Below are 24857 nucleotides of genomic sequence, written 5' to 3'. Positions count from 1 at the left end.
ATGTGATCATATGTTACCACAGATTTAAAGATCAACTGCGATGCTCTGGCTTGAGACGCACGTAGAGTACTTTCTTGTAAATCGCAACGACTTCATCCTGCTCATCCCATACCTCACAAGAGAACTCAGGAAGGTATTTATCTCCTGCTCCGGTTTCCGATTTGATTAGATCGATCATTCCCTGATCGACCTGCAGATGAGCCGTAACAGTGCCTCGCCCAGGTTTCACAAACTCGATCTCACCACTTTTGTCCCATACGTAGTATTTTGGCCCCAAATTATGAAGCACCATAAACATATAGAAAGGGTCTAACATGGCGAATAATGAGCCACCAAAGTGCACTCCAAAATGATTCCGATTGAAAGGATAAGACTTAAGTTCGATTCGAATATAGCGGTAATCGCGCTCTACCTCTGCCACACGAATTCCTGAAAAAAGAAACGGCGGCCAAAGACTCAAAAGAGTCTTAAATGTCCGGGGGTGAGACATCAATGCTTCATATTGTTTGCGTAAGCTCTTCATCGAAATCCAATCTTGAATTTTTTGCCCTGAAAAAAGGCCCAAACCTTACCATAAACTCGCAGCCCCTTATCAGTGATCGCGACACCGCCTCCATCAGCGGCTGCATAAATAGGCCAATGGCACTTTTTCGATGCCATGACTAGGGCATCTGAATATCGAATATTATTCACGTAATGAGGAAAAAACTCAAACTTAACAAGCCTCATGGCTATGAAATTCTTAATACCTACCTCATTTTCGTCTCGGTCAAAATAGGGAAAGCTCGCCGTTCGAATGTGCGGAGTCATCAAAATCGCACCAGCGCTATGGCCAGCTATCAAACCACCTGACTTAGCATAATATCGCAGTTCGTTAATAAAGCCTGAACTGCGAAGATACTTAAGAAAGTGGAAGGTATTACCACCAGAGAGATAAATCAGGTCCGACTGCAATGTTTTTCGTAGCTCCTTTTGCGTCACTGGGGATTCTAAATCCAGCATCCGAAATTTAATATAGTCGTAGTGTGCGAACCGCTCAATAAATTCGTCGTAGCATATCAAGGCATCATCCTGATGAGCAGGGATAAATGTGATTTGTGGCCGCTTTCGATCGATCTCATGGAATAGGTCTTCATCCATATCCTCGTTGTCTTCAGCTTCACCAGAGCTGAACATCCATAACCTCATCATAAACCTTCTCGATAATCTGAAACAAGCTTGAGGATGCGCCGATAAAAGCGCCGAGAAAATATGGGTGGCCGAACAGCTTCACGCCATGCCTTACTAGGTTTGAAGTCGGGATTGAGAATTTGCTCGTTTACAAAATGAAGGATCAGCTGCTCTAGCTGCTCAAAGCTAAAAGAGCTACGCTTTTTCAAGATTTCCTCGACCACCAGACACAACGAATCACCGGTAATCCGCTCTGGGTGGTTGATCTGCTGAGCCCGCTGACGAAGATTTGCTAGTATGATGGCCGAGGACCGCCCCTGATTGTCTGAAGTTTTCTGGACAAGCTTAATGTAGGATTTTTGAAACTTCTGAATATGCTGCCGCAAGGCTCTGGTTTTAGGAAAGCTCTCATACTGGCTGTGATGAGACCCAAGAATCTTCAGAAAGGCTTGCTGATCGAGAGGCTCTAAATCGACCATAGCACCCGGCAGCTCAAGTAGCAACTTGCGGGTGTTGCTGAGAATATTGCAATTCTGACCATCAGCTACCTGATGAACCCCCTCGCGAGATTTTATCTGTTCCAGATAGCTATGGGATTTTAGTAACTGATCAACGTGCTTGTTGGCAAATCCCATGAGAAACTTGATCTGAGGCTCGTTGAAACCCACTTTCCAAAGCAGTTCTTCCTTAAGCCGCCATTCGAGAAGTCGATCGAACCGTTTCAAGGATCGATGGTTGCGAAACGAGTGGATCGGCTTTCGCTTACCACTTATCAGATAATCCACAAGCTGGATGAACGTCTGAACCGTATAGCGTGCTTTACCTCGTTGTTCCTTGATATTCGTCGACCAGCGCTCTGCATCATCAAACTTATATTCATGATAGTAAAGGCCGAACTGCCTGACCGAGCCGAAATCTATAATACCGCCGTCGGCGAGTACATTGTCGCCATCCCAGTCAAGCCAACAAAAGATATAATGGGCTTCAAACTTAGCTGCGATATCAGCAAAGGTCTCGACCATGCGATCCCTAAGGTAAAGGTATTGATTTTGACCCTTGGGTATTTTCCAGTCACCGTTTTGAACCTGCCTTTGAATATAGTAGTCTGCCACATCCTTTAGCCTTAGATATTGCCCCTGTTTAAGGTGATTGAAGAAGTGAGATGGCCTGAGCAAATTCTTACCAACACGAACTGTGGTCCCTAAGCCCTTGGGATAGGCGATGACACACAAAACCCGTTCCGTATCGATCCGATTCTTTGTAAGTATCTCGCTAAAAAGGACGTCAACCAAGCCTTCCGATACTGTGGAATGGCCACAGCCATAACTGACTGCAGGATCGCCGGTCCTAAAATACTTATTGTTAATTGCAGTTGCCGGTGAAAGGCACGTAGCTCCAGTACCACAGGAGGAAACATCCCAGACTTTACCTCGGTGGCGAACAACACCGTTCCAGATGCTACGCCCGTCACCAGATGTTATGCCAATTTTACTTGGGTGCTGAAGTTGTAGATACCGGGTCGCCATGTACTGGTTTGGTTTGACATCATTAGGGTCGATCTTCGTTCCATGAGTCATATCGTATTCATTGATAATCTGAATACTAAACGTATCTAGGAGCGCCGATTCGAGGGATCGACTCATAACGTGGGGATGATCACTGGAGATCAAGCCCATCTCTTTCGCCAGTGGAAAGTTGAAGTAGCTGATACGTCCGCGGCCACGATAGCGAACTCGATAGCTGACAAAACTGCCGTGGACAGACTCCTTAAAGGGATGGGTTCCATCTATCTTGCGAATCTTGGCATATGATTCTTGGATCATCTTCTTTTGAAAGTTCTTCAACGCCATCAACACCCTCATCGATCTATGGGTATTTTCGGAAGCAATGACGAGTCCTTTAATGATTGCAGAGGATTAGCTAAAAAGACGCTGTACGGAGATGCAAGGCACTACAATCAATGAGATTTAATTACGAACGAAGACTTCATTGGCTAGCTTGATACAAAGATTGGGAAAAAAAGTGGGTATCGGAGGAGTTCATTTCCGATACCCTCTAAGGGGGCACACTCGATCAAAACTAGATTCTGCGAATGTCACCGGGCAGATAGTATCTTTAGAGGTCCAGTGAAACTGGACAACGAGAGCTTGCACTCTCATCAAGACCTCCTGACCATAATCGATGTTTTGTAATTTTGCTACAATTTATTCGACAAGAATGGTCGATATCCAGATTTTCTCGTAAAATAACCTAAATTTTAAATTACGCTACTTTTACCTAGGTAGGAACAATCAGGGTAAGGGCCTTGATTCTCAGTATTTGCAGCCATTAAAAGTGCAAAGTTCAACTTGTAATCATCACAGAGGTCGGCTAATACCATTAGCTAAATGTTGTCTTTACTACAGCTTTCCACAGCTATGGCAGAGACAGCAGCAGGAGTGTTCAACGCCATGACCACCCTGTAGGATTCGCCATATCCTTTTCGATAAAGATGCCGGAATCAATCTTGTTTCGGCATCTTTTTTTATTTCAAGTATTTCCTCTACGCTGAAGGCGAGTAGACGCTGCTTAGAGTTGCGAAGGTCAGGCTGCGCGAGGTGAGAAAGCTCAGCCCCTGACGTAACTCTGAATGGAAATCAGGAAAAAGTTCCCATAAGAGCCTATCTAAGACAATGATGTGATCCTGCAAGTCGTGATAGGAGGTGTTGCCATAAAACTCGGGGCTAAGCACTTGGATCATCTTGTGCAAGAAATCTAGCTCGGCCTGCGTGATTGCATCATGAGATCGAGCTTGCCCTTCCCGCAGTGAGTTATTACCAAAAGCCCAACGGGTTCCTGACAGAAAACTGCTCATGACACCCATTTTGATAACGCCACGGCGAGTGATTGGTGCGATCATGAAGACTTGCCTCCGCTTAGGTCGAAGGCTAATCTAAAGAAAGGTTAGATGATTTGCAATAGACTTAAGTAGATGATATAAAATCGTCTTCTTATTCCTGCTACCGGATTGATATATGTGGTCTTGGCTTCGAAAAGTAATTAACTACACAAAGTCCAACGAATCGGTCTCGCTTGTCTACTTTGTAGGCCGCGGACGAACACATCGCCACCGACTATCGAGTCGCTTTATTGTTATCGGTAGCCTCACAGCAGTGTTCTTGAGCTTATTCGGTATCGCTGCCGTGATCGCCTCGGGAATGTTTATTGAATCACGAAATTACTTGGTCAACAGCCTCCGTGAACGGACCGAACAAGTTCTGAATTACCAGTCGCAGTATGAGAATATCTTCGAGCAAGCATATGACGATACTCCTCAGCTTGAGAATCAGATGCAGACCGAACCCGCTGCCCCTGTCATCAACCTTAAGGATTGGCAAGAAGCTAAAGCTAGCCCCCTGTTCTTTATCAGTCGCCTAACGATGACAACGCTTGCCCGAGGGGGAACAAGCATCGAGTTTTCACTTTCGAACACTTCCGAAAGTCTCTTGAAAGGTTACTCCTGGGGAGTTGCTAAGCTTCAGCTTGCAGACGGCAATATCAAACTCATTGGAATTCCCAACGATCAGGTCATCCTCACGGAATCTGGCTCGATTATGGATCTTAGCCTAGCGAATAGCTTTAGCTTTCGAAAACGATGGAATTCCCAGCTTAATTTCAGCCTTCCAAGCGGCGTTGAGGGAGCAGAGCTGGTAGGAATGATGCTCTACTTCGCCGACCAGAATGGAGAGCTTCTAGCTCGTTACCCCTTCAAACCTCTAGGCCCTACCGCCATTGAGCTTAGCTCTCATTAGAAGCAACTTGCTCCTAGGCAGTTCTGCACGATTTCACAAGATGAGACCGTGCCATCACCCGACACCGAACTATCATCATTGACTACCGACTGAACACAGCCGAGGCTGAGCGCTTGGCAGGCTGCTCCAGCACCACAGTCAGGATTCTCGGAACAACCTTGATCGCCATTATCTACAAAGTCTGCAATCTGTTGCTCAACGCTATTGAGTTCCGAACCCGAAAAATCGATGAAACTGCAATCGCTGGTGGCCGCAAGCACTAGGGATAGGTTGGTTTGTACAGAAGCAATCAAATCAAGGTTGGTACTAAGGTCTTCAATACCTGGACATTCCTCCGTACTGTCTCCAGTACCCGTCGCATTATCCTGGATCGATTGAAGAGCTGAACTCACTCCACTCATAGCCGTGTTACCATCATCGACAGCAACAACAGCAAGTACCCCACCGAGAAAGCAGTTAAGGTTTGCTGTCGCTCGGGTCTGCCCCTCTGGAGCTGTATCAAGCAGGGTTATCGATTGGCCAATGGCAGCAATTCTAGCATCCCTCTCATCCCCAGAACCAAAAACGCTGCCAGATATAGAATCAAAGATGCGGTCAAAGGTAATTTTACTGCTACTGCTACCAGAATCGATAATATCAATCACAATTTGCCAAACATTGAATCCTGACTGCCCCAGCAACGCTGCAACCTGCAGGAAGCGTTTTTCATTGTTATCTTTTTCAACTTCGTTAAGCTTCGCCACAGCCTCGTCATATTTTTGATCATCAATCAAGTTCGCCGCTTCTTCCATCTTGCCAGTATCATCTGTATCGGTAACCAGTGATTCATAGATATTTGTGCTACAACTCAACAAAAACAATAAAGCCCCCAGGCTCATGGTCGCAAGCTTCATAATTTCTCCTAAAACGTCATGGAAGTCCGCAAACTAATACCATATCGAGCATCCTCACGACTTCCCGGATTACGATCCAGTTCAACAGAGTACTGGGCAATTTCTAATCGAGCGATCCAAAGGTCAGCAAAAAGCCCCCAAGTGCCATAGCCATCGTTGATGCCCACAACTGCACCGTAGTCATGATCCTTGCTAAAAGCCTTGGTGCCAATTTCGGCTCCCCAGTGGAAGAGGCGCGACCAATGCTTGCCATCACGATTCTCCATATCTTGAACATCACCAAGAATATCAAGGTTCCAAGAACTCATGGGGTAGCGCCACAAGAAGCCCAAACTGGACTTTTGCCGGATATTACTCGGTGCATCGTCGGAGTCAAAATATCCCATGTCACCAACGTTTTCCACGATCAGTCCAAGCCTAAATCTAGCTATTGGAGTCCACAATGCAGACAGGTCGCCCCCAATACCATTGCCTTGAGTAGTGTCGGCGAAGGCTTCAATATCGGTATTTTCGAGATCAAGGACATCAGTGAAGATCAATTGTCCGGTAGTGACAGTTCGAAACATTGGTTTTAGCCCGAAGCCCAGCTTTACAACGCCGCCCAAGCTTAGCCCATAGGCAATGTAGATCCCCGTTTGGGTGTCCACGATATAATCAAACTGCGGGGTGGTCGGCCGCCGAAGCTCGATATATGTCTGGTTTTTGACAAACGGCATCACTTCCACAGAAAGCACCCGCATGGCGAGCAACTCTAGCTCGAAGCGGCCCAGATGTCGGTCCCCGAATTTATTCTCAAACTTTCTAATAAACTCAATCACTGCATCGGTATCGCTTTTGCCAAAATCGTGGCCTACCACATCATTGATCGTTGAAACAACATTGCGGCCGACAGAGAGATTGATCTCTAGGGGCCTTAGTTGAAAGGCAGCATTGTCTTCGGCGAGGGTTGCAGGATTGAAGCGAGGACTTTGATTTCCGTAGTATTGAGCAGCATAGGTTCCTCCCCGCCCCCTAATTCGAGCCGTTTCAAAGGCATAGTCCAACTCTTGAGCACTAGCTGGAATACTGATGAGTAGCAGGCACCATACCCTTAGCATCTTAAAAAACTTGAGCATCGTATTTCCTAACTCGATAGAAGCTACTCAAATTTTATCTTAATTTGCTGCCAAGAACCAATTCTCCATAAGAGATGACCATTGCTACGAATTCAACCTCTGTTTTACTCAGCTTGGCATGATCGATATGCCTTTCAAAAACGACATCGTCGACTTAAAAGTCCAAACTGACTCAACATTTTTACAGATATCGGTTTTTTTCCTGTTCTCTATAAGCACCTATTTTCGAGGACTTAGCCTAGGCTGAACTTGGCCCCAGCTTTGCAATATTATAGGTGTACTCATGGATTGGTAGCCAAGGCCTCTGCCTCTTGCACTGAAGCGAAAGCTGTTATTTGCGGAGTGGAGCTGAACTGAACATGGCGTGATATGGCCTCGCCTACCATCCACCTCTTTCTATCTGGGCACGAGGTGCTCCCTATAACACTGCATAGGGAAATCCAAGTGACTCATGGTTCGGATCCATGGCAAATGGTTCAAGACTGGTTTGCCCCAGGAAGCCCTGCGCAACGGCTGTCGTTGATCACCCCGATCCCATCAACGGCTGCCAAAAAAAGGCTTCTTAGTCTTGTACATTGAGTTTGGTCCCTAGAACGGCCATGGATGCGAGCCATACCTTTTACACAAATAGAATTCTATCCGCCCCGCCGGATAGATGTCCCCATTCGGCGAAGTGTTGGCAATGTTGCCAGCACTTTTCTTTTTGAACGCCAAATTATCGATTGCTTGAGAAACTTCTTCCGCCTTCAGTGTGCTGCTTCACTCATTTTACAATTCTTAGTTGGGATATGCATTTCGAAGTAGATTGAGGAGCATTTTTTTCAGAAACAGAGGGTCCTCATACTGAAGCTTCTGCCAGAATAAATAGTGATCGCAGCTCGCGATATTGATTCTCACCAAAAACTCAATGGCTCGTCGATCCAAAGCTTGCATACACGGCAGTGCTGCAAGCCGATCCACAGCAACAGCTACAATCTCATTACCATTATCAACAAGCTCTGGAATATCACTATAGGCACCCTGCGCCACCCGAAACAGGGAATCGTTGCCACTGTAGACATGAACCGCAAAATCAACAACGATTTCAAATACTTGCTCGCGACTGGAGCGTTCATGTTTATCTAAGGATAGAATATTATTGATCTCTTCGATCATGCGAGATTTAAACTCTCTCATCACCGCCGAGATGATCTCATTACGATCCTGAAACAAATTATAAAACGATCCCACTGAACAGCCAGCTCGGCTGGTTAAAATATCGACCTTAAGGCCTTCAGCTCCCTGCTCACGAATGACTTCTTCCGCTGCATGGATCAATTTTCTTTGTGTTTCTCGGCTTCTGGCCTGCTTCGCTTCTTTCATGAGGGCAGAATGCTGGAAATACCACCAAAGGTCAAGAGCTGCTCCTTAACGAAACCTACTTACATCGCCAGTAGAAATAATTATGTCATTATCGACTGGTACAAAAATTCATCAGAATTTAGAATTTAAATTCTAAATAAATATTCTAAAATGACCGTATAATAAGTTAGAACGCGAGTTCTAATCTGACGAAAGGAGTTTCTCATGAAAATAGCAAGCGCACTTTTGGCTAGCATCCTACTTTCCGCCACAGCTTCCGCCAACCCAGCGGGAATCCCTGGTGGTGGAGGCGTTCCTGAAATGACAGAAGATCGGGTCGCTGAGATCAGAAATTTCTGGGAAAGCATCTTCCTGGGAGAAAAGCTAGCGGAAGGTAAAGATGGGCAAAATCTAGATGATGACCGCAAGATTTCCAAGGGTGATGAAAAGAAAAAGACTTACTAAAGTCATTTATCGATGCCAAAAAAAGGCCCTGTTCAAGGGCCTTTTTTAGCGCTTAGAATAAAAAGTCGATCCTATGAACGGAACAACTCACCCATCTTCTTGCCTAGGATCAAAGAAGATCCCATGATGCAGACGGTTAGAATGAGCATGCCAACCATACCAAGAGCACTCGCCACCAATTCACCACTGCCCTGTTCCAAGAACAGCACGTAAATCGCCTTGGTTAGTGGATAGAATTTCTCTTTCATCGCGAGAATCAGACTGTCGCTAACATCAAGCATTGCATAGGAGAAGCACAGTAGTGCTCCTGCGATCAAGTTCGCCATAACCAGTGGAATGGTAATCTTCCGCATGGTGTGAAAACGGGACGCTCCGAAAGTCTCCGATGCTTCTTCAAGGGAGATGCTGGTCTGCTGGAGCCCAGCGACAGCGGAACGCACCATGTAAGGCAAGCGCCTGATCGCATAAGCGATAACCAAGAGGGGAATCGGATTGTTTAAGGGATCTAGAGCCGTATCTGAATAGGTTACTACGTAGCCAAAGGCCAAAACGATACCCGGCAGCGCGAGCGGCACCATCACTAAACTATCCAAGAGACTTGGGAATGGGACAAGCTTGCGTACAATCACGTAGGCGATCAAAAGACCTAAGACCAAATCCACAATCGTCGAAAGCCCAGCAAAGAAAAGACTATTTTTAATACTGATATAAGGCAATTCAGCCTCAAAAATCTGAGCATAATACTTGAGGGTGTAGTTTTCAGGCAGAACCGTCATAAACCACTTGTCACTCAAACTTGTAATCACTACCGATATATGAGGAATCAGCGCTGCAATTACAGTTCCCAAAACTAAGGCATAGATGAAAACCAGCCCCAACCCAGACGCTTGGCGCTTGCCACTTGTCACATGGCCCTTTGCCATCATTTCATATTTTTGATTGCCTAAGGCAAACTTGGAAATGAGGAAGAAACCTACGGTCATAGCAATCACGATAAAGACCAGGGAGTACCCAATAGGATTCTCATTCACATCGGTAATCATGTTAAATATCTGCACCGGTATGGTTTCGTGGAACCCTACCAAGAGCGGCGTTCCCAAGTCAGTCAAGGCCCAGATAAAGACAATGATTGCTCCAGCAAAGTAGCCTGGTCGTGCTAGAGGCCAGATGATGTCAAGGTATTGACGCCAGCGAGGCACACCGAGTGTTGTTGCCATTTCTTCAACACTGGGGTCGATATTCGCTAGTGCAGCGGTTAGGTTTAAGTACATGATTGGGTAAAGGTGAAGCACTTCTAGAACCACAACCGCCCAGAACATGTTCTCGGGGCCGAGCCAGTCGATCGGTGTATCGATGATTCCCCACTCCATCAGTGCAATGTTCACCGATCCTCGCCGAGCAAAAAATCGTTGAATACCAATAGCACCCACGAAAGGAGGCATCACCATAGGCACGAGTAAGAGACCGGAAAGAAGAGCCTTCCCTCGAAACTCGTACTTGGCATTGATGATAGCCAGAGGCAAACTCACGATTGTTGTGAGAACGGTCGTTGCAACCCCGATCCACAAACTGTTGACCATCGAGTTTTTGAAAAGCTCGTTGGCAAACAATAGAGGAAAGTATTCCAGAGTGAATTGGCCATCGTTGATGAAGGCCTTACTCACAATCACGGCTACTGGCCAGACAAGAAAGAAAAACAGGATCGCAATCGTGGCGGCCACGGTACCATAGCCAACCGCGTTGGACAGCACGCGAGCTAGTTTTGAAGACTCTTCTCGATTTGCCATTAGGTTCCAGGCCCCATTTCTACTTGTGGTGGAAGAACAAGAACATCATCAGCAGGCATAAAGCATGTGACCTGATCGCCTTCGTGGAAGCTGTGCTCAGGAGCATGGTAGAAGTTAACCTTCAAGCCAATATCACCATCACCCCGAAGGAGGAACTGCTCCGACTCGCCAAGATAGGTAAGATGCTCAACTGCAAGGCCCAACGGGTTTTCGCCTTGTCCCGATTTACCCCAGTCGATGGCAATGGCTTCGGGACGAATGGAAACACTGACTTCAGCTCCGACACTCATAGGCTCAGACATACGATTGGATTTTAAGATTCCCAGCCCTGTTTCAATTTCGGACTGATTACCTTGGACAGACTTCACCCGGCCTGGGATGAGATTCGTCTCACCAATAAAGCCTGCGATAAACGGCGTCTTCGGATGATTATATAAATTTCTAGGGCTCGCGGTTTGGATCAAGTGTCCGGCATGCATGACAGAAATACTCGTCCCCATAGACAGTGCTTCTTTCTGGTCATGAGTTACATAGACAGTCGTGATGCCAGTCTGCTTGTGAATGCGTAGGATGTTGTCTCGCATCTCGCTACGCAGCTTTGCGTCTAAGTTTGACAGCGGCTCATCAAGAAGCAAAACGTTAGGACGAATTGCAAGGGCGCGGGCCAAAGCAACACGCTGCTGTTGGCCACCTGAAAGCTGACCTGGAAGGCGATGTACGAAGTTTTTGAGTTGGGTGATTTCCAAAACGTCTTCGATTCTCTGCTTCACTTCGTCGGCAGTCAGCTTGCGCAGCTTCAAGCCGTACTCAATGTTCTTATAGACAGTCATATGTGGCCATAGAGCATAGTTCTGAAAAACCATACCTATCCCGCGATCTGCCGCAGGTTGTTTGGTCACATCCTTGCCATCGAAGAACAACTGCCCCTCAGTCACAGTTTCCAATCCAGCTAGCATTCTCAAGGTTGTGGTCTTACCACAGCCTGAGGGGCCGAGTAGAAAGTGCAAGGCTCCGCTTTCGACTTTCAGGTCAAGGTTATCGACTGCCGTAAAGTCGCCGTAACGCTTAAAAACATTCTTAAATACAACTTCCATTAAGGAATCGCTCCCAGACGATAATTTACTTCACGTTGCTATATTTTTGCTTGGCGTAGCTAACCCAGGCGTTGATGGTCTTATTGCGGAAGACATCATCACCCCACTTGTCAGCGAGCGCAAGAAACTCTTTTTCTGTAAGAGGGGGCTTGGCGAAGGCAGCAATCTTCTCTGGTGTCGCACCCGAACGGTGGAGCTTCTTCCAGCCCTTCTTTAGGTCGTGATGGGTATCAACCAAGATAGCACCAACCAAGTCATTAAAAACCCGCTGCATTCGAGTGGCCTGCTCCAAATCAAGGGTCAAGAAGGCTTGCTGCTTAAATGGGTTGAATTCATTAATCCGCTGGCCTTCTGTCTTTGTATAGGCAGCAGTGTTCACAGACATGCGACCAAGAGATGCAATTCGAGGGCCACCCTTGCTACCTTTCGGCATGATCAAAAGTTTCTGCGCTTCGGAACTCAGAACATACTCAACAAAACGCTTCGCCACTTCTCGGTTCGGCGCTCCCTTTAGAATTGCCACTGGATCAGGGTCCAGAACTGTTTGGCCCTTCGGCATCACGAAACCAAGATTTTCAGGACCTAGATCTCCAATCTTCGCTTGCGCGTAGAAATCGATCGCCATCGCCAAGGCGACGTCGCCAGAAACAACAGCTTTGATTGGATCGGAACTAGAATGTGTAAAGCTACGAGTGTTGCCAGCAATCGAAGTAAGTAACTGCCAACCGCTCTCCCAACCCTTACTTTGGAGGATGATATTATTCATGGTATTTGCAGAGCCTGAGCGGCGCGGATCAGCCACGCTGATATTACCCATGAATTTCGGGTCAGCAAGGTCATCCCAGCTTTGTGGCTCGGGAAGACGATCAAACTGGAGTATTTTCTTATTGTAGAAGATTCCGAAGGACGACAACGCAGAGCCATACCAGGTCTTGGTTTTATCGAACAACGGGATGCCCGCTACGGTTTGGGGAACTTTGCTGGCGAGGTCTTGGGGAAGGTCATACCGCTCCAAGAAACCTGCTTGGCTTAACTCAACAAAAGTGGCCGAACCGCCACCCCAAAAAACATCTACACCAGAGGTTTTAGGATTCTTAGCATATTTGGCCTTGAGAAAGCGCACGTCGTCAGACGTCCCACCCTGGTCTAGCCAGTCGACCTCAACATCGGTTTTGAAGGTTTTCTTGTAGTGATCCTTGAAAGCTGGAATGAACTCCTGTTGGATCGACTTTCGGTGCGGAGAAATGATGATTAGCTTGTCAGCCGCAAAGAGAGATGTGCTAGCAAGCGAGATTGCTAGTCCCAGTGCCCATCGTTTCATAATGTGAATTCCTTCCGGTTATGAGGTCCAAGGTGCGACCATTTTACTTAGCGTCAAAAAACGTGCAAGAGCTTTTTTTCACTTTCTAGGCCAAGGGGTATGTGTCTAGAATTTATGGTTATAAATTTCAAGTTTTTATATAAAATTTATATAGCTAAGACGCGACGATTATTGACAATAGCGTTTTCAAGTTCCTAAAACAAAAGATAACACCCTAATTTCACCCATGTCTTCTATGAAGTGAAATTTCTTGGCGTAAAACCAAGTCTGCCAAATCAGACCAGATCACTGAGCTGAGCTTTGGACGAATTCTTTAACATATCTTTATATATTTGACTGCCGAGAATTCATAAAAGATTGAACCGCCAAAGCGGCACACCTAGACAAGTCCCCTTGCACTAGTGTGTGCAGATGAGTCAAGTCGCCGAGAACCGTTTCTCGCCGATCACCATCTGATGCTAGTGCTGCTAACTCCTGGGCAACCTCTTCATAAGTAAACTCTTGAACGAACTCCCTGATGATTTCTCTTCCTGCAACCAAGTTCACAAGACTAATATGGGGCAGCTTTACCAACCGCTTGGCCAGCTGATAGCTCAAAGGACTCATACGGTAGACCACACAAAGTGGGCAATTTGTGAGAGCACACTCTAAAGTCGCCGTACCAGAGGTCACTAAAGCAGAATTCACAGAAGCCATCAGATCCAAAGACTCCCCTCTTACAAAGGATGTGTCCCCCAACAATGCCGATTGCCCTAAACTAAGTTCACTGAGTAAATCTGAGCTCTCATCAGCAGATAAGGCTTGATTGAACAGCGATACATCCAGTGAGGGAGCCATTGAAATCGCAAACTGAAACTTATCAGGCCATTGGCTACGGACTTCATCCCGTATTGCAAGGGCCATCGGCAGCATCTTCGATAACTCGCTGCGCCGACTCCCAGGAAAAAAACCAATCGTCGGCTTAGAAAGCTTGAAGTCCGCGGGCCGATGCTTCGCAGCCGCGGCACGATCCACCTGTGGTGTTCCAACATATTTAAAGTTCACATCGCGATCGTTAAAGAAAGTCTCCTCAAAAGGCATGATACCCATGACAAGGTCCGTCACATCTCTCAGTTTCTTGGTGCGGCCCTCTTTCCATGCCCATAATTGCGGTGCTACAAACTGAATTACAGGAATCTTGCGGACCTTCAGAAACTCAGCGAATCTCATGTTGAATCCAGGGTAGTCCACCAAGACGGCAAAGTCAGGCTGTCGGCGATCTATTTCCATCAGCAAACGATCTTCCAGTCGCTTGAGATAGGTAATGTGCTTGATGACCTCGACAAAGCCCATCACCGAAAGCTCTTCTATCCCAGCGATTTCTTCATACTCAAGATTGCGCAGCTTGGGTCCTGCGATCCCAAACCCGTGAGCATGGGGCATGATGTCGTTCAGTGCAGCTACAAGCTCAGCCCCCAAGACGTCTCCTGAAGGCTCACCAACGGATAAGAAAAACGAGGCCATAGTGTCTCTTTAGTTTGGCAAGGGCTGACGATCGGCAGAAAAGTGAGGCTTCCAAGCATCGGCCTTGAAGAACCCTGGCTCAAGGCCACCCTGAGCGAGGACGATCGACTGCTCTGCTAATGCCACCGATTCTGATAACTGATCCCCAGTTGCAAGGTTGTGATCTTGCTTTTCTAAGCAGCGCTGCCACTGTTCAAGCTGGACCTTCAAAGGTTCCCCAGGCTCAACGTGAAACTCTGCCAGCGTGCAAAATGGATGATCATGGATCTCAAACTCCCCTGCGGAGCGAAGATTGTCTTCAGCTAAGTCGCGACCGAAGACACGGCAAGTTTGTCCAATGTAGTCGACGATACAAACACCTTTGGTGCCTGTGACTCGGATTTCTCTTATTTTTTGGGGGCTTAGCCAGTTTACATGGACAGCACCTGTAATTCCCTCGCCATTGGCCACGGTGACTTCTGCCGTATCCAGGATTCCAGGTAAGGCTGTCGCGTGAGCAACGCTCCCCTGAACTGCCAAAGGCCCTAAAAGCAGCCGAAATACATCCAAGTCGTGGACAGCCAAATCGAGAATTACATTATTGCCTGGCTTCACAGAATTGGGAAAGGCTCCCCCTCGTGTGGCATTCAAATGAACAGGAGTCCCTATAACCCCCTCTTCTAAGACTTTTTTCAACTTCGAAACCACAGGATTGCAGCGTTCGATATTGCCAACAGCAAGAAAAACACCTCGTTCTGCCGCCAACTTGGTAAGCTCCTGGGCCTGTTCGTAGGTGCTAGCCGCTGGCTTTTCAACTAGGATATGCCATCCCATTGGGATCAACTTTTTTACGATCTCGTAGTGAGTTTCAGTGGGAGTTGCAACGATCACACAGTCTAGGTCCAACGATTTGAGATCTTCGATGGAATCTAACCAAGCAAGTGGCTCTCGCAGTCTTGGCAAAGGCGACGGAGGATTCGGCTCGACAATAGCTTTGAGTGAGAATGCGTCGCTTTCATTAAGAACCCTCAAGTGGTTCCTGCCCATGTTTCCCATGCCAACCAAGGCGGCCTTCAATTGTCTCATGTTGCCTCATTTTCTCGATCCGAATCAAAAGCCGAATGTAGCCAATTCCTGAAGTTTTTTAAAGCCTTGAATTTTTATAACCTTTGCAACATGTTATGTGTTCAAGATCAGACTAAGGAGTTTCAAAATGCCCTCAATACCTTCACACCCTTACTGGTTAGATGTTCCTGCGCGGGAAGGCTCAAAAACCCTTCCAAAGCCAGGAGGCATTTGCGTGATCGGTTCTGGTCTTGCCGGCGCGAGCGCTGCTTATTTTCTTCAGCAAGAAGGGTTTGATCAAATTTCAATCCTGGACTTCGAGCCAGAAAAGGCTGCAACATTCCGTAATTGCGGTCATATATTGCATGGAACCGTAGAGTCTATGCAAGCTCTCCAAAGCCTTCATGGCGCCGAGACTGCTCGTGATATTTGGAACTTTTCTATCGAGATCTGCGACGAAGTTAAGAAAACAGTCTCGGATCTGGACCTTCGTTGCGACTACCAGCAAAACGGATATCTTGTGGTCGCCGTCGATGATCACGAAGTCCACGAGATCCACGAATCGATTCGATTGCTCCGAGATGCCGGATTTGAGAGTGAATTTGTCGACATAGACAAACTTACAAGCCTAGGTTTCAAAAATGTTACAGGCGGGCGCTACGAACCGGGCTCTGCCCAGGCTCATCCCGTAAAATTTCGTAATGGTTTGATTCAAACTTGCCAAGATCGGGGCGTCCGGTATCACTCGGGCTGTGAAGTTATAAGCGTGGAAGAAGCCGAAGGCCAAGTTCAAGTCACATTAAAAGATGGCAATACGATCATTTTCGATGCTGCCGTCATCGCCACCAATGCTTACTCGCCACTGCTATCCAGGTTCTTTTCAGAACACAAACTGGTAGAACCATTCCGTGGCCAAATTCTCACAACTAAGCCGCTCAAACACGATTTTCCTGTGCGATATCCCCATAGTTTCGATCATGGCTACGAATACGCTCTGGTCACCGAAGACAATCGCTTGATGCTTGGTGGTTGGCGCAATCATACACCGGGTGGGGAATTGGGCACCTACGATATTGCGCCCAATTCACTTGTTGAGGACGGCCTTAAGAATTTTGCTAAACATCATTACAAAATTGACGAAACACTAGAGTGGGAATATTCTTGGGCAGGAATCATGGCCTCATCAAAGACAGGATTCCCATTTATTGGCCCAACAAGTTCGCCTCTGATATATACAGTGGCAGGCTTTACGGGACACGGATTTTCCTGGGCCCATGGAAGTGCAAAACTGCTTGCAAAAATTATGGCAGGCAAGCCGATCCCAACGGTCGCGAAGCATTTCAACCCCAGGCTTATATAGGGCACTACAACATCTAAAAGATGTATTAATTTTAAATATTTAACCCTTGGTTTGTGGAGTAAAGGAGAAGCGTCTTGGCTAAGAAAAAAGCAAAAAAGAAGGTAGCGAAGAAGGCAACTAAGAAGAAGGTTGCAAAGAAAACAACAACGAAGAAAAAGAAAAAAGCCGTCTCAAAGAAAAAGGCAACTAAGAAGAAGGTAGCCAAAAAGAAAGCGACGAAGAAAAAAGTAGCCAAGAAGAAAGCTGCAAAGAAAAAAACTGCCAAGAAAAAGGCAACTAAGAAAAAAGTAGCAAAAAAGAAGGCAACTAAGAAAAAAGCTGCAAAGAAAAAGGCAACTAAGAAAAAAGTAGCAAAAAAAGCAACAAAGAAGAAGACGGCTAAAAAGAAGGCGACTAAGAAAAAAGTAGCAAAAAAGAAAGCTGCAAAGAAAAAAACTGCCAAGAAAAAGGCGACTAAGAAAAAAGTAGCAAAAAAGAAAGCTGCAAAGAAAAAAACTGCTAAGAAAAAAGTAGCAAAAAAGAAAGCTGCAAAGAAATCCTCAGCTAAGAAGAAAACCTCGACTAAGAAAAAAGTTGCTAAGAAAACAGCTACTAAAAAGAAAGTAGGTAAGAAAGCTAGCGCAGCAAAGAAGCCCGCGGCGAAGAAGAAGCCTGCTGCTAAGAAAACTTCCAGCAAAAAACCAGCTGGCATCTTCACCTTTAAAGGTGGCTTAAAGGGCGAGGTTCTCTTCGAGACATCTGAGCATTACTACGTAAAAGTGCTCAATCAAGACAGCCAGCAGTATGTTTACGTCCGTAAGGATATTCCAAAGAAAGCTGCTTGACCAAAAACCCTGCAATTTTTTCGACTGGCCCTATCCATCGAAAAGAGCCTGGCAGTGCCAGGCTCTTGAAACCTGCCTGCACACAAGTATTGGCAATGGGAAGCCTAATCGTGATAACACAAGTTCTAACGTAGTCATCTCTGGAGCCTACAAATGAACTTGGAAACCCTGACTAATCACTTCCAACTTGACCCCATACCTCACGACAACCGACCCTTGGTGTCTCCAATTTACCAATCAGTAAAGTTCACCTTCCCGAAACTTGCTGATGTGAAAGGTCTCTTCGAAGGCCAACGCCCTGGTTATTTTTACTCAAGATACCGCAATCCAACGGTCTTCGAGCTGGAGCAACTGCTCGCCAAAGCCCAAGGTACCGAAGCAGGACTCGCGACTAGCTCCGGTGTAGGGGCAATTTCAACTGCCTTATTCAGCCTTCTTAGGCAGGGCGATAAAATCATATACTTTATCGAATCCTATCGCCCCACTAGGATATTGATCGAGAAAACTCTAAAAAAATTTGGCGTCGAAGGTATCAAGTTGTCACTTGACGATCTCGACCAAATTAACGAAGCGGCCGCTCTACCTGAAACTCGATTCATGATCTGGGAATCTCCTACCAACCCTCAGCTCAAGGTCCCAAATAACAAAGAGCTTGTCGCAATCGCCCAGAGGCACCAACTCACTACAATCCTTGACAACACATTTGCAGGCTTCCACAAGAATCAAGATCTTGATGTCGACTTATATATCCATAGCCTGACAAAATATGCGGGAGGACATAGCGATGTCATGGGCGGCGCGCTGCTTGGACGTGAACCCGTAATCAGGGAGATCTTTGAACATGCTGTCGAAATCGGTTCTGTGTTGGACCCTCATGCAGCCTTTCTCATTTTAAGGGGCATGAAAACTTATCGTCTCCGCTATGAGAGGCAGGCTCAAAACGCCCTTGCCCTAGCGGTCTGGCTTCAAGAGCAAGCACAGGTGGGGGATGTGTTTTACCCAGGGCTCGACTACCTGAAGGATCAGCTCCCAACAGATGGAGGCACAGTAGTGATGTTCAATTTTAAAAATAAGTCTTCATCTCTGGAAGCTTTTATCGATGGGCTGAAACTTTTCACGTTGTCAGCGAGTCTTGGCTCCACAGAGTCTCTGGTAGCCCCGGCCCTTTATTTTTATGGCATGGATCTTAGCGAAGACCAACGACAACGAGCAAGGCTTGACCAGACTTCAGTTCGCTTATCACTGGGTATTGAAAGCATCGAGGACCTCAAGAGTGATATCGCGCAATCACTTGCGGCTCTTTAACTTTAGGACCTTAAGCTGCCAGGTAAGGGTCTAGGTCCTGTAGAGATTTCTTTTCGATCACAGCTAAGGCTCCCAGCTCCTGGAGCTCTTTACGGACTTTAGAATGTGCCATAGATGACAGGAAGACAATAGGCACGTTCTTAGAGTTTGCCCGTGATTCTAGGAGCTTCTCAAAAAATTCCCGACCATCCATTTCAGGCATGTTGATATCGGAAACAATGAGTGCGATTTCATGCTGCTCCAGAGTATTCAAGGCTTCGATGCCATTGCATGCGGTAATAACATGGTGACCTTGGCTTTCAATATATTTAGCGATTTTTTTTCGGGATAACATCGAGTCATCGACGATCAGAATTTGTTTCACAAGCTCCTCCAGTTCCAATGTCCATTCATTGCAACGGCATAAAAACTCAGGGTTTTAGGAGAAATTGGACCAGCATTCTCTACATTATGGTAAGGCTCTGATATAAGTCGCAAAAGATTGCTATATTTTGATTTAGCCAATACGGAATATGCCGAACAGGTTGGTATGGTCGAACTGAGTTGGAAAGCGAGTTCATTATGTCTAAGTTAAGCGGCTACCAGAAAGACTATCTTTACTCTTTGCTCCAAGCGGGGCTTCATGAAGTGACGCATACTATCGATGAGTATCTAGACTTGGAAACCAACTTTAGCGATGTAAAGTTTGAAGAACTTCCCGAGCTCTCCGTCGTCGATAATGACGAAGAGAGTGTGAGCGTTCATATAGTATATAAGGGTACCAACATAGGTGAAGGCGCATGCTTTCTGCTCAAACGCGATCTTAAGCTGCTCGCGAATCAGCTTTCTGATGGCGAAGACATTGGTAATAAGTACGAGTTCATGGTGGATGTCGCAAAGGAGTTCACAAATCTTGTCTGCAACCGACTTCTTGGCATTATTGATGACCAGTTCTCTCTCACACACTCCAGCTGTGTACCGGTATACCGTGAACCACTAAAGCCAATTCGTGGTCAGATGTCTGAAGGACCGTATGGCTTATTGAGCACGCGGCTATTCATTGGCGCAACTAAAATATCTTGTCAGTTTAACTTAGTTATTCGTCCCCTGGGACTCGATTCAATTGTGGAAAAAATTCCCGAACCTAGAAACAATGACGTGAAAATCGCCTAGTTCTTTAAAATTTGACAGCAAAGTACTCTGGCCCTAAAGTCCTCCCTAACTTCAATCTTCACAAATTAGGGAAAGACTATGAAAACTTTTGCCTTGCTATGTTTTTTAACCTTCTTACCAACATTTCTTTACGCCAGTGTGGAAGATCGATCCGACTTTAAAGTGCTAGAAGTCGAAGATCCCGAGGCAGCTGTTGTCATTTTTCCCGGAGCATATATCGAAAGTGGCAAATACCTAGCTCTGGCACGGAAGATCCAAGCAAACGCATCGAGACCCACGCAAGTATATATTGCCAAGTTCTTTGGTGACTTCGCTAACCCTTTGCAAACCGGTGCACGAATCGATCGCGTCCTTCGTGAACTTGAAGACTTGGGCTTATCTCAAGCCAAAACAAAGACATTCTTAGCAGGTCACTCTCATGGCGGAATCGCAGCATCTGACACGGCTCAGTCAAAGGGTTTAGCAGGCCTTGTTCTAATGGGCAGCTACCTGGCAGAAACTCCCCTGATCGGCAAAGATCTAGCGAGTTATCCAATTCCAGTTCTTACACTTGGAGGTGAAAGGGATGGGCTAACAGGCTTTAGCTTCATTGGTCGAGAGTTTCTTAAATCGCAGAAGCTCGATCCCGAACAACGTTTACAAAAGCCTGTCATCCTACTTCCGAAGATTAACCATATGCAATTTGCAGACGGTTCGGAACTGAACGACGATCTCACTGCACTAGCACCCTTGGATACGGCCCATCGTCAAATCGCAGACGTTATCAATGGCTTTATGGATCAACAGCTCACAGGTCAACTATCCCTTGAGGCATACACTGCACAAACGGCCCAAGCACTCAACCCAATCTTAAAGGCCTGGCAAGATGATGACGGCACCTGTAAAAGATCTCAGGAAGCCGTCGCGGGTTTGTCTACCAAGGACTGGCAGAGACTCAACCTTACTGAAAAAATTTATCGAAATAAAACTGACTATGCTGCTTTCGTCTTTGACAAGTCTTCAATCGATGACCAATTCAACCTATATATACCAACTTATCTTGAGGCATCCCTAAACCTTGTTGATGTATCGCAGAATACCTACCTAAGTCCCGAAGTTGTGGGCTGTAAACTGCGCTCTCAAGCCGCCATCATTACGGCTACAGAGATGTCTCCCGAACGCCCGGCCAGCAGCTGTGCCCGCCTGAACTTTGAGACCCTTTCACGGGCCTATAAAAGCTTAACTCCCGACCAGAAGTCTCAAGTCCTCGCAAGCTTCTCTGCAGATGACTTCTATCTATTGGGCGAAATGTCCGACGAAGGCAAGAAAACAAGAACAGTGACATCAAGCCTGCTAAAAATTACAGAATCCATCAAAGACCGTGGTGATCAGTGGGCTATTGGATCGTTTCCGAGCCTCAAGAAAGGCCGTAAGGGATGGGAGCTTAACACCTATTCAGTAGAAACCAGCACCGACGCCGTTGGGAATTTTGGTGGAGCGTTTTACTGTAAGGTGATCCCACAGTCACGCTTTGTGGAGTGGCTCCTGCTATTCAGCCAGCGCTAGGCTGCGGAATCTAAGTTAAGCACCTGTTCGATTTTCTTGATCAGAACCTTAAAGTTGATCGGCTTCGCGCAGAAGCCGTCAAAACCCTGCTCGATCGTGTGGAACTCTTCATCCACCTTCGCACTCACAGCGATTATCTTAACATCTGGGAATTTTTGCTTGATTTGCTTGGTAGCTTCCCAGCCATCCATGACAGGCATCATCAGGTCCATGAGTATCAAATCTGGCTTGTGCTTATTGAGTACACTCGCAACGGCTTGCTGGCCATCCCCTGCCTCATCGATGTCAAAGCCTTCTTTCCTAAGCCTGCGACTTAGGATCATAGTGTTCATCTTCTCATCGTCGACAAGAAGCAATGTAACTTTTTTTTGGGTCATGAATTCCACCAAAGATTAACGACCTTGGCTTCTTAACGGTTAAAAACAATTCACCATGACCTTTCAGAATCTTGCTTTTTGGTAACCCTCGACGAATGCACTTGGTGAGACTTCGCCTATTACCGAAAAAAGCCTGTAGAAATCGTCACTAATATCCTGGCCATCCTGCTTCCGGCGTAACACTGTGAGGAGAGTTCCAGTCTCTTTAGTGCTCTGATTTACTACCACACGGGGCCGAATTGTGGAGCGCGGGACCACCTGGTGCACAGCCCAAGGCTCACCATTTCCCAGCAACCATGGGCTCAAAGCCGTATCGACAACTTCAAGGTTTGGCTCCGTGGGCAACAAGCTGGTTTCTCCAGGCCCCAGCTGGAGCTTAACAATCGCAGAATCAGGATTTTTATGCACAACGCAGAGCTTGTCGCTATATCTGCAGGATTCTGTGAGGTCTTCCTTGGCCCTTAGGATACTGAGTCGAGGCAAGGTACATCCTGGGAGCGCTTTTGGTTTCTCAATGCTCACCCGAACTGCTTCGATGGGAGCCAATGGGCGGTCGATATACTGGGCACTCAATACATAGTGAGCTATTGCGTCAACAGCAGTCTCCAAGAGGCGAAATCGCGAATTTTGGAGGAGGAATTTAAGTTCTTCGGATAGGGCCGCGTAATCTACTGAATAATCTAGGGATCTTTGCCGAGCAGCCCTCCTGGTATCAAGATACAAGCTCAGATTCAATATAACAGGCTGCGGCTCCAGCCTCTCTCGGGGGTAAATACCCACAAGGCAGCGTACTTCCAAATTCTGTAAAGAAATCTCATCTAACTGTGATAGTTGATTTTTTTTCATTTCACACCTTTCGCTTGGAACCCATTCTTAGTCCATTCCTGCGGATAAGGCAACGACGGAATGGCTCTACGCTATGCGAATTAGTCTTGGTTTTTGGCTTTTAAGGTGCAGCGCCCTGTGTTAGCTTGGGGCCTCGATTCTCAACGGGAGACAAAGCCAGTTATGCAAGAAATTCCAAGACTCGTTTTAAATAGCAAGAAAGATGAGCTGTTTGCCAGCAAACAATATCCAAAACCGTTTGCATTCAACGCCGAAGTAGCTGGCGTTTTCGATGATATGGTAAAACGCTCCATTCCTCTTTATTGCGATGTGACGACTTATTTAGGAGACTGGGCTCTCGATTATTATAAAGCTGGTAGCCACATTTATGATATTGGCTGTTCCACGGGAACAACCATGATCCACCTCGCTCAGCGCCTAGAAAAGCCGGTTACTTTCTTTGGTGTCGACAACTCGTCAGCCATGATTGCCAAGGCTGAAGAAAAGCTTGATCACGCTCCCGAGCAGCATCGCTACCAGCTCATCTGCGACGACGTCATGAACGTTGCCATCAGCAATGCCTCTGTGGTGATCATCAACTACACCTTGCAATTTTTGCCGATCACCCAGCGACTCGCACTTCTGCAAAAAATCTATGATGGGCTATGCCCAGGTGGTATCTTGTTTGTCAGTGAGAAGGTACGCTTTGATAATCCGCAGTTTCAAGAAACTTCGACAAAAATCTACGAAGAGTTCAAAGAGCGTCAAGGCTATAGCCGCACCGAGATCGAAAAGAAAAAGGAAGCCTTGGACAATGTGCTCATTCCATTCACTGAGCAAGAGCACAAGGATTTTTTGGGCCAAGCCGGTTTCAGCCATTGCGATTCGGTCATGAAATGGAACAACTTCATGTCTCTTGTAGCGTTTAAAGGATACTCCTAGTGACCAATATTCCATGGCTCCCACTCGTATCATCTGACCATGCTGATCGCATCCAGGAACTTCGCGATGAGAGGATGGCTCAACTTGAGGAGCCTCGCTTCGCCCCCTATCGAAAGGCCTTAGAGCAAGCCCCAGCCATCGATCCAAACTCATGGACCTTCGATGAGGCAACGGTTGGCTTTCACTTAGACTCGCAGCGAATGATTCCTCAAGAACAGCTTGAAGAAAGCCTCAAAGCCTTTATTCCCTGGAAAAAGGGCCCATTTAACCTGTTTGGAACACAGATCGATAGTGAGTGGCGCTCCGACCTTAAGTGGCAGCGACTTCAGCCAGCTATCGGCTCCTTAGAAGATCATGTGGTTGCCGATATCGGTTGTCATAACGGCTATTTCATGTTTCGAATGGTGCCAGAGCGACCAAAAGCCGTTATTGGGTTCGAGCCCGTTGCAAAACATTGGTTTAATTTTCAACTGCTCAATCGCTATGCCCAGCAAAGCCACCTCTACTTTGAGTTATTTGGTGTTGAGCACATGGACTTATTTCCAAAGTCCTTCGATACGATTTTCTGCCTTGGAATTCTGTACCATCACACAGACCCTATCGGGCTTCTGCGTAAAATGCGAGAGAGCCTCAGGAAACGTGGACAGCTATTCATCGACTGCCAGGGAATCGCCGGCGACGAGCCGGTAGCTTTCGTCCCACCAGGAAAGTACGCGGGAGCCCGTGGTATCTGGTTCCTGCCAACGCTTTCTTGCCTTGAAAACTGGGTCCGACGGGCTGGCTTTCAAAAAATTGAGGTCATCTTTAGTGAGCAACTTTCTACAGACGAGCAGCGTTCGAGCCCCTGGGCTCCTATCAACAGCCTGGCCCAGTCTCTAAGCCCTTGCGGGACCAAGACCATTGAAGGTCATCCAGCCCCCTATCGCTTCTACCTTAAAGCTAAGATCTAAGGTACCGATGCATCGTATGATTTATCTGATGGAGTTTTAGTTCTCACTAGAAT

General features: G+C 46.7%; 24 protein-coding genes. 9 read left to right on the top strand and 15 right to left on the bottom strand.

Annotated elements, in window-relative coordinates; translation table 11 throughout:
* Positions 1-31: 31 nt before the first annotated feature.
* The 4 genes from B9N89_RS27575 to B9N89_RS27560 all read right to left on the bottom strand — a co-directional run bounded on the left by B9N89_RS27575 (position 32) and on the right by B9N89_RS27560 (position 4069).
* On the bottom strand, positions 32-523 hold the full coding sequence (locus tag B9N89_RS27575; protein WP_200820805.1) for a DUF4442 domain-containing protein: 492 nt from the start codon (positions 521-523) through the stop codon (positions 32-34).
* On the bottom strand, positions 520-1191 hold the full coding sequence (locus tag B9N89_RS27570; protein ID WP_132324958.1) for a Type 1 glutamine amidotransferase-like domain-containing protein: 672 nt from the start codon (positions 1189-1191) through the stop codon (positions 520-522). The genes B9N89_RS27575 and B9N89_RS27570 overlap by 4 nt, the downstream gene beginning before the upstream one ends.
* Entirely contained in the window at positions 1188-3020 is a 1833-nt protein-coding gene (locus tag B9N89_RS27565; protein WP_159455682.1) for a protein adenylyltransferase SelO family protein, read from the bottom strand. Before B9N89_RS27565 ends, B9N89_RS27570 begins: the two co-directional genes overlap by 4 nt.
* Before the next feature lie 692 nt (positions 3021-3712).
* Positions 3713-4069, bottom strand: coding sequence for a hypothetical protein (locus tag B9N89_RS27560; RefSeq protein WP_132324964.1), 357 nt, complete (start codon positions 4067-4069; stop codon positions 3713-3715).
* Positions 4070-4184: 115 nt separating this feature from the next.
* Here B9N89_RS27560 and B9N89_RS27555 point away from each other — a divergent pair, with 115 nt between their 5' ends.
* Positions 4185-4961, top strand: a complete 777-nt coding sequence (locus B9N89_RS27555; RefSeq protein ID WP_132324966.1) for a hypothetical protein — start codon at positions 4185-4187, stop codon at positions 4959-4961.
* Here the strand turns inward: B9N89_RS27555 and B9N89_RS27550 are convergent.
* From B9N89_RS27550 to B9N89_RS27540, 3 genes are all read right to left on the bottom strand, one after another.
* Positions 4958-5854, bottom strand: a complete 897-nt coding sequence (locus B9N89_RS27550; RefSeq protein ID WP_132324969.1) for an outer membrane protein assembly factor BamD — start codon at positions 5852-5854, stop codon at positions 4958-4960. The genes B9N89_RS27555 and B9N89_RS27550 overlap by 4 nt on opposite strands.
* A gap of 8 nt (positions 5855-5862) precedes the next feature.
* On the bottom strand, positions 5863-6969 hold the full coding sequence (locus tag B9N89_RS27545; protein WP_132324972.1) for a hypothetical protein: 1107 nt from the start codon (positions 6967-6969) through the stop codon (positions 5863-5865).
* Positions 6970-7746: 777 nt separating this feature from the next.
* Positions 7747-8331, bottom strand: coding sequence for a TetR/AcrR family transcriptional regulator (locus B9N89_RS27540; protein ID WP_132324975.1), 585 nt, complete (start codon positions 8329-8331; stop codon positions 7747-7749).
* A 204-nt stretch (positions 8332-8535) separates the two neighbouring features.
* Between B9N89_RS27540 and B9N89_RS27535 the strand changes: the two genes are divergently transcribed.
* Positions 8536-8775: a hypothetical protein gene (locus B9N89_RS27535; RefSeq protein WP_132324978.1), complete on the top strand. Its 240-nt coding sequence runs from the start codon at positions 8536-8538 to the stop codon at positions 8773-8775.
* Positions 8776-8846: 71 nt separating this feature from the next.
* On the opposite strand, the gene B9N89_RS27530 is transcribed toward B9N89_RS27535, so the two are convergent.
* The 5 genes from B9N89_RS27530 to B9N89_RS27510 all read right to left on the bottom strand — a co-directional run bounded on the left by B9N89_RS27530 (position 8847) and on the right by B9N89_RS27510 (position 15545).
* The gene (locus B9N89_RS27530; RefSeq protein ID WP_132324981.1) at positions 8847-10562 is read right to left on the bottom strand and encodes an ABC transporter permease; all 1716 of its coding nucleotides are present in this window, start codon (positions 10560-10562) and stop codon (positions 8847-8849) included.
* Positions 10562-11656 (bottom strand): ABC transporter ATP-binding protein, encoded by a 1095-nt coding sequence (locus B9N89_RS27525; protein WP_132324983.1) that lies wholly within the window; start codon positions 11654-11656, stop codon positions 10562-10564. Before B9N89_RS27525 ends, B9N89_RS27530 begins: the two co-directional genes overlap by 1 nt.
* A 25-nt stretch (positions 11657-11681) precedes the next feature.
* Complete coding sequence (locus B9N89_RS27520) at positions 11682-12977, bottom strand: ABC transporter substrate-binding protein (protein WP_132324985.1); 1296 nt, start codon at positions 12975-12977, stop codon at positions 11682-11684.
* Between the two features lie 324 nt (positions 12978-13301).
* Positions 13302-14480, bottom strand: coding sequence for a lipid-A-disaccharide synthase (gene lpxB, locus B9N89_RS27515; RefSeq protein WP_132324988.1), 1179 nt, complete (start codon positions 14478-14480; stop codon positions 13302-13304).
* 9 nt (positions 14481-14489) lie between these two features.
* Entirely contained in the window at positions 14490-15545 is a 1056-nt protein-coding gene (locus B9N89_RS27510; RefSeq protein ID WP_132324991.1) for a Gfo/Idh/MocA family protein, read from the bottom strand.
* A 127-nt stretch (positions 15546-15672) separates the two neighbouring features.
* Here B9N89_RS27510 and B9N89_RS27505 point away from each other — a divergent pair, with 127 nt between their 5' ends.
* From B9N89_RS27505 to B9N89_RS27495, 3 genes are all read left to right on the top strand, one after another.
* The gene (locus tag B9N89_RS27505) at positions 15673-16884 is read left to right on the top strand and encodes an NAD(P)/FAD-dependent oxidoreductase (RefSeq protein ID WP_132324994.1); all 1212 of its coding nucleotides are present in this window, start codon (positions 15673-15675) and stop codon (positions 16882-16884) included.
* A 74-nt stretch (positions 16885-16958) separates the two neighbouring features.
* Positions 16959-17708 carry a histone gene (locus B9N89_RS31590; protein ID WP_159455681.1) on the top strand — a complete coding sequence of 250 codons (750 nt, stop codon included), beginning with the start codon at positions 16959-16961 and terminating at the stop codon, positions 17706-17708.
* Positions 17709-17861: 153 nt separating this feature from the next.
* On the top strand, positions 17862-19013 hold the full coding sequence (locus B9N89_RS27495) for a trans-sulfuration enzyme family protein (RefSeq protein WP_132324997.1): 1152 nt from the start codon (positions 17862-17864) through the stop codon (positions 19011-19013).
* 10 nt (positions 19014-19023) lie between these two features.
* Here B9N89_RS27495 and B9N89_RS27490 read toward each other — a convergent pair whose 3' ends face one another.
* Entirely contained in the window at positions 19024-19377 is a 354-nt protein-coding gene (locus B9N89_RS27490) for a response regulator (RefSeq protein ID WP_132325000.1), read from the bottom strand.
* 197 nt (positions 19378-19574) lie between these two features.
* Here B9N89_RS27490 and B9N89_RS27485 point away from each other — a divergent pair, with 197 nt between their 5' ends.
* Both B9N89_RS27485 and B9N89_RS27480 read left to right on the top strand, forming a co-directional pair.
* Positions 19575-20165: a hypothetical protein gene (locus tag B9N89_RS27485; protein ID WP_132325003.1), complete on the top strand. Its 591-nt coding sequence runs from the start codon at positions 19575-19577 to the stop codon at positions 20163-20165.
* A gap of 78 nt (positions 20166-20243) precedes the next feature.
* Positions 20244-21710 (top strand): alpha/beta hydrolase, encoded by a 1467-nt coding sequence (locus B9N89_RS27480; RefSeq protein ID WP_132325005.1) that lies wholly within the window; start codon positions 20244-20246, stop codon positions 21708-21710.
* Here B9N89_RS27480 and B9N89_RS27475 read toward each other — a convergent pair.
* Complete coding sequence (locus B9N89_RS27475; RefSeq protein ID WP_132325008.1) at positions 21707-22087, bottom strand: response regulator; 381 nt, start codon at positions 22085-22087, stop codon at positions 21707-21709. The genes B9N89_RS27480 and B9N89_RS27475 overlap by 4 nt on opposite strands.
* A gap of 63 nt (positions 22088-22150) precedes the next feature.
* Complete coding sequence (locus B9N89_RS27470) at positions 22151-22933, bottom strand: dihydroneopterin aldolase (protein WP_132325011.1); 783 nt, start codon at positions 22931-22933, stop codon at positions 22151-22153.
* Between the two features lie 162 nt (positions 22934-23095).
* Between B9N89_RS27470 and cmoA the strand changes: the two genes are divergently transcribed.
* Positions 23096-23854 carry a carboxy-S-adenosyl-L-methionine synthase CmoA gene (gene cmoA, locus B9N89_RS27465; protein WP_132325014.1) on the top strand — a complete coding sequence of 253 codons (759 nt, stop codon included), beginning with the start codon at positions 23096-23098 and terminating at the stop codon, positions 23852-23854.
* Positions 23854-24804: a tRNA 5-methoxyuridine(34)/uridine 5-oxyacetic acid(34) synthase CmoB gene (gene cmoB / locus B9N89_RS27460; protein WP_132325016.1), complete on the top strand. Its 951-nt coding sequence runs from the start codon at positions 23854-23856 to the stop codon at positions 24802-24804. Before cmoA ends, cmoB begins: the two co-directional genes overlap by 1 nt.
* Positions 24805-24857 lie beyond the last annotated feature (53 nt).

Source organism: Pseudobacteriovorax antillogorgiicola (assembly GCF_900177345.1).
GTDB lineage: Bacteria > Bdellovibrionota_B > Oligoflexia > Oligoflexales > Oligoflexaceae > Pseudobacteriovorax > Pseudobacteriovorax antillogorgiicola.
The sequence above is the reverse complement of the archived record's forward strand: the minus strand, read 5'-3'. Positions and strand labels throughout refer to the sequence as shown.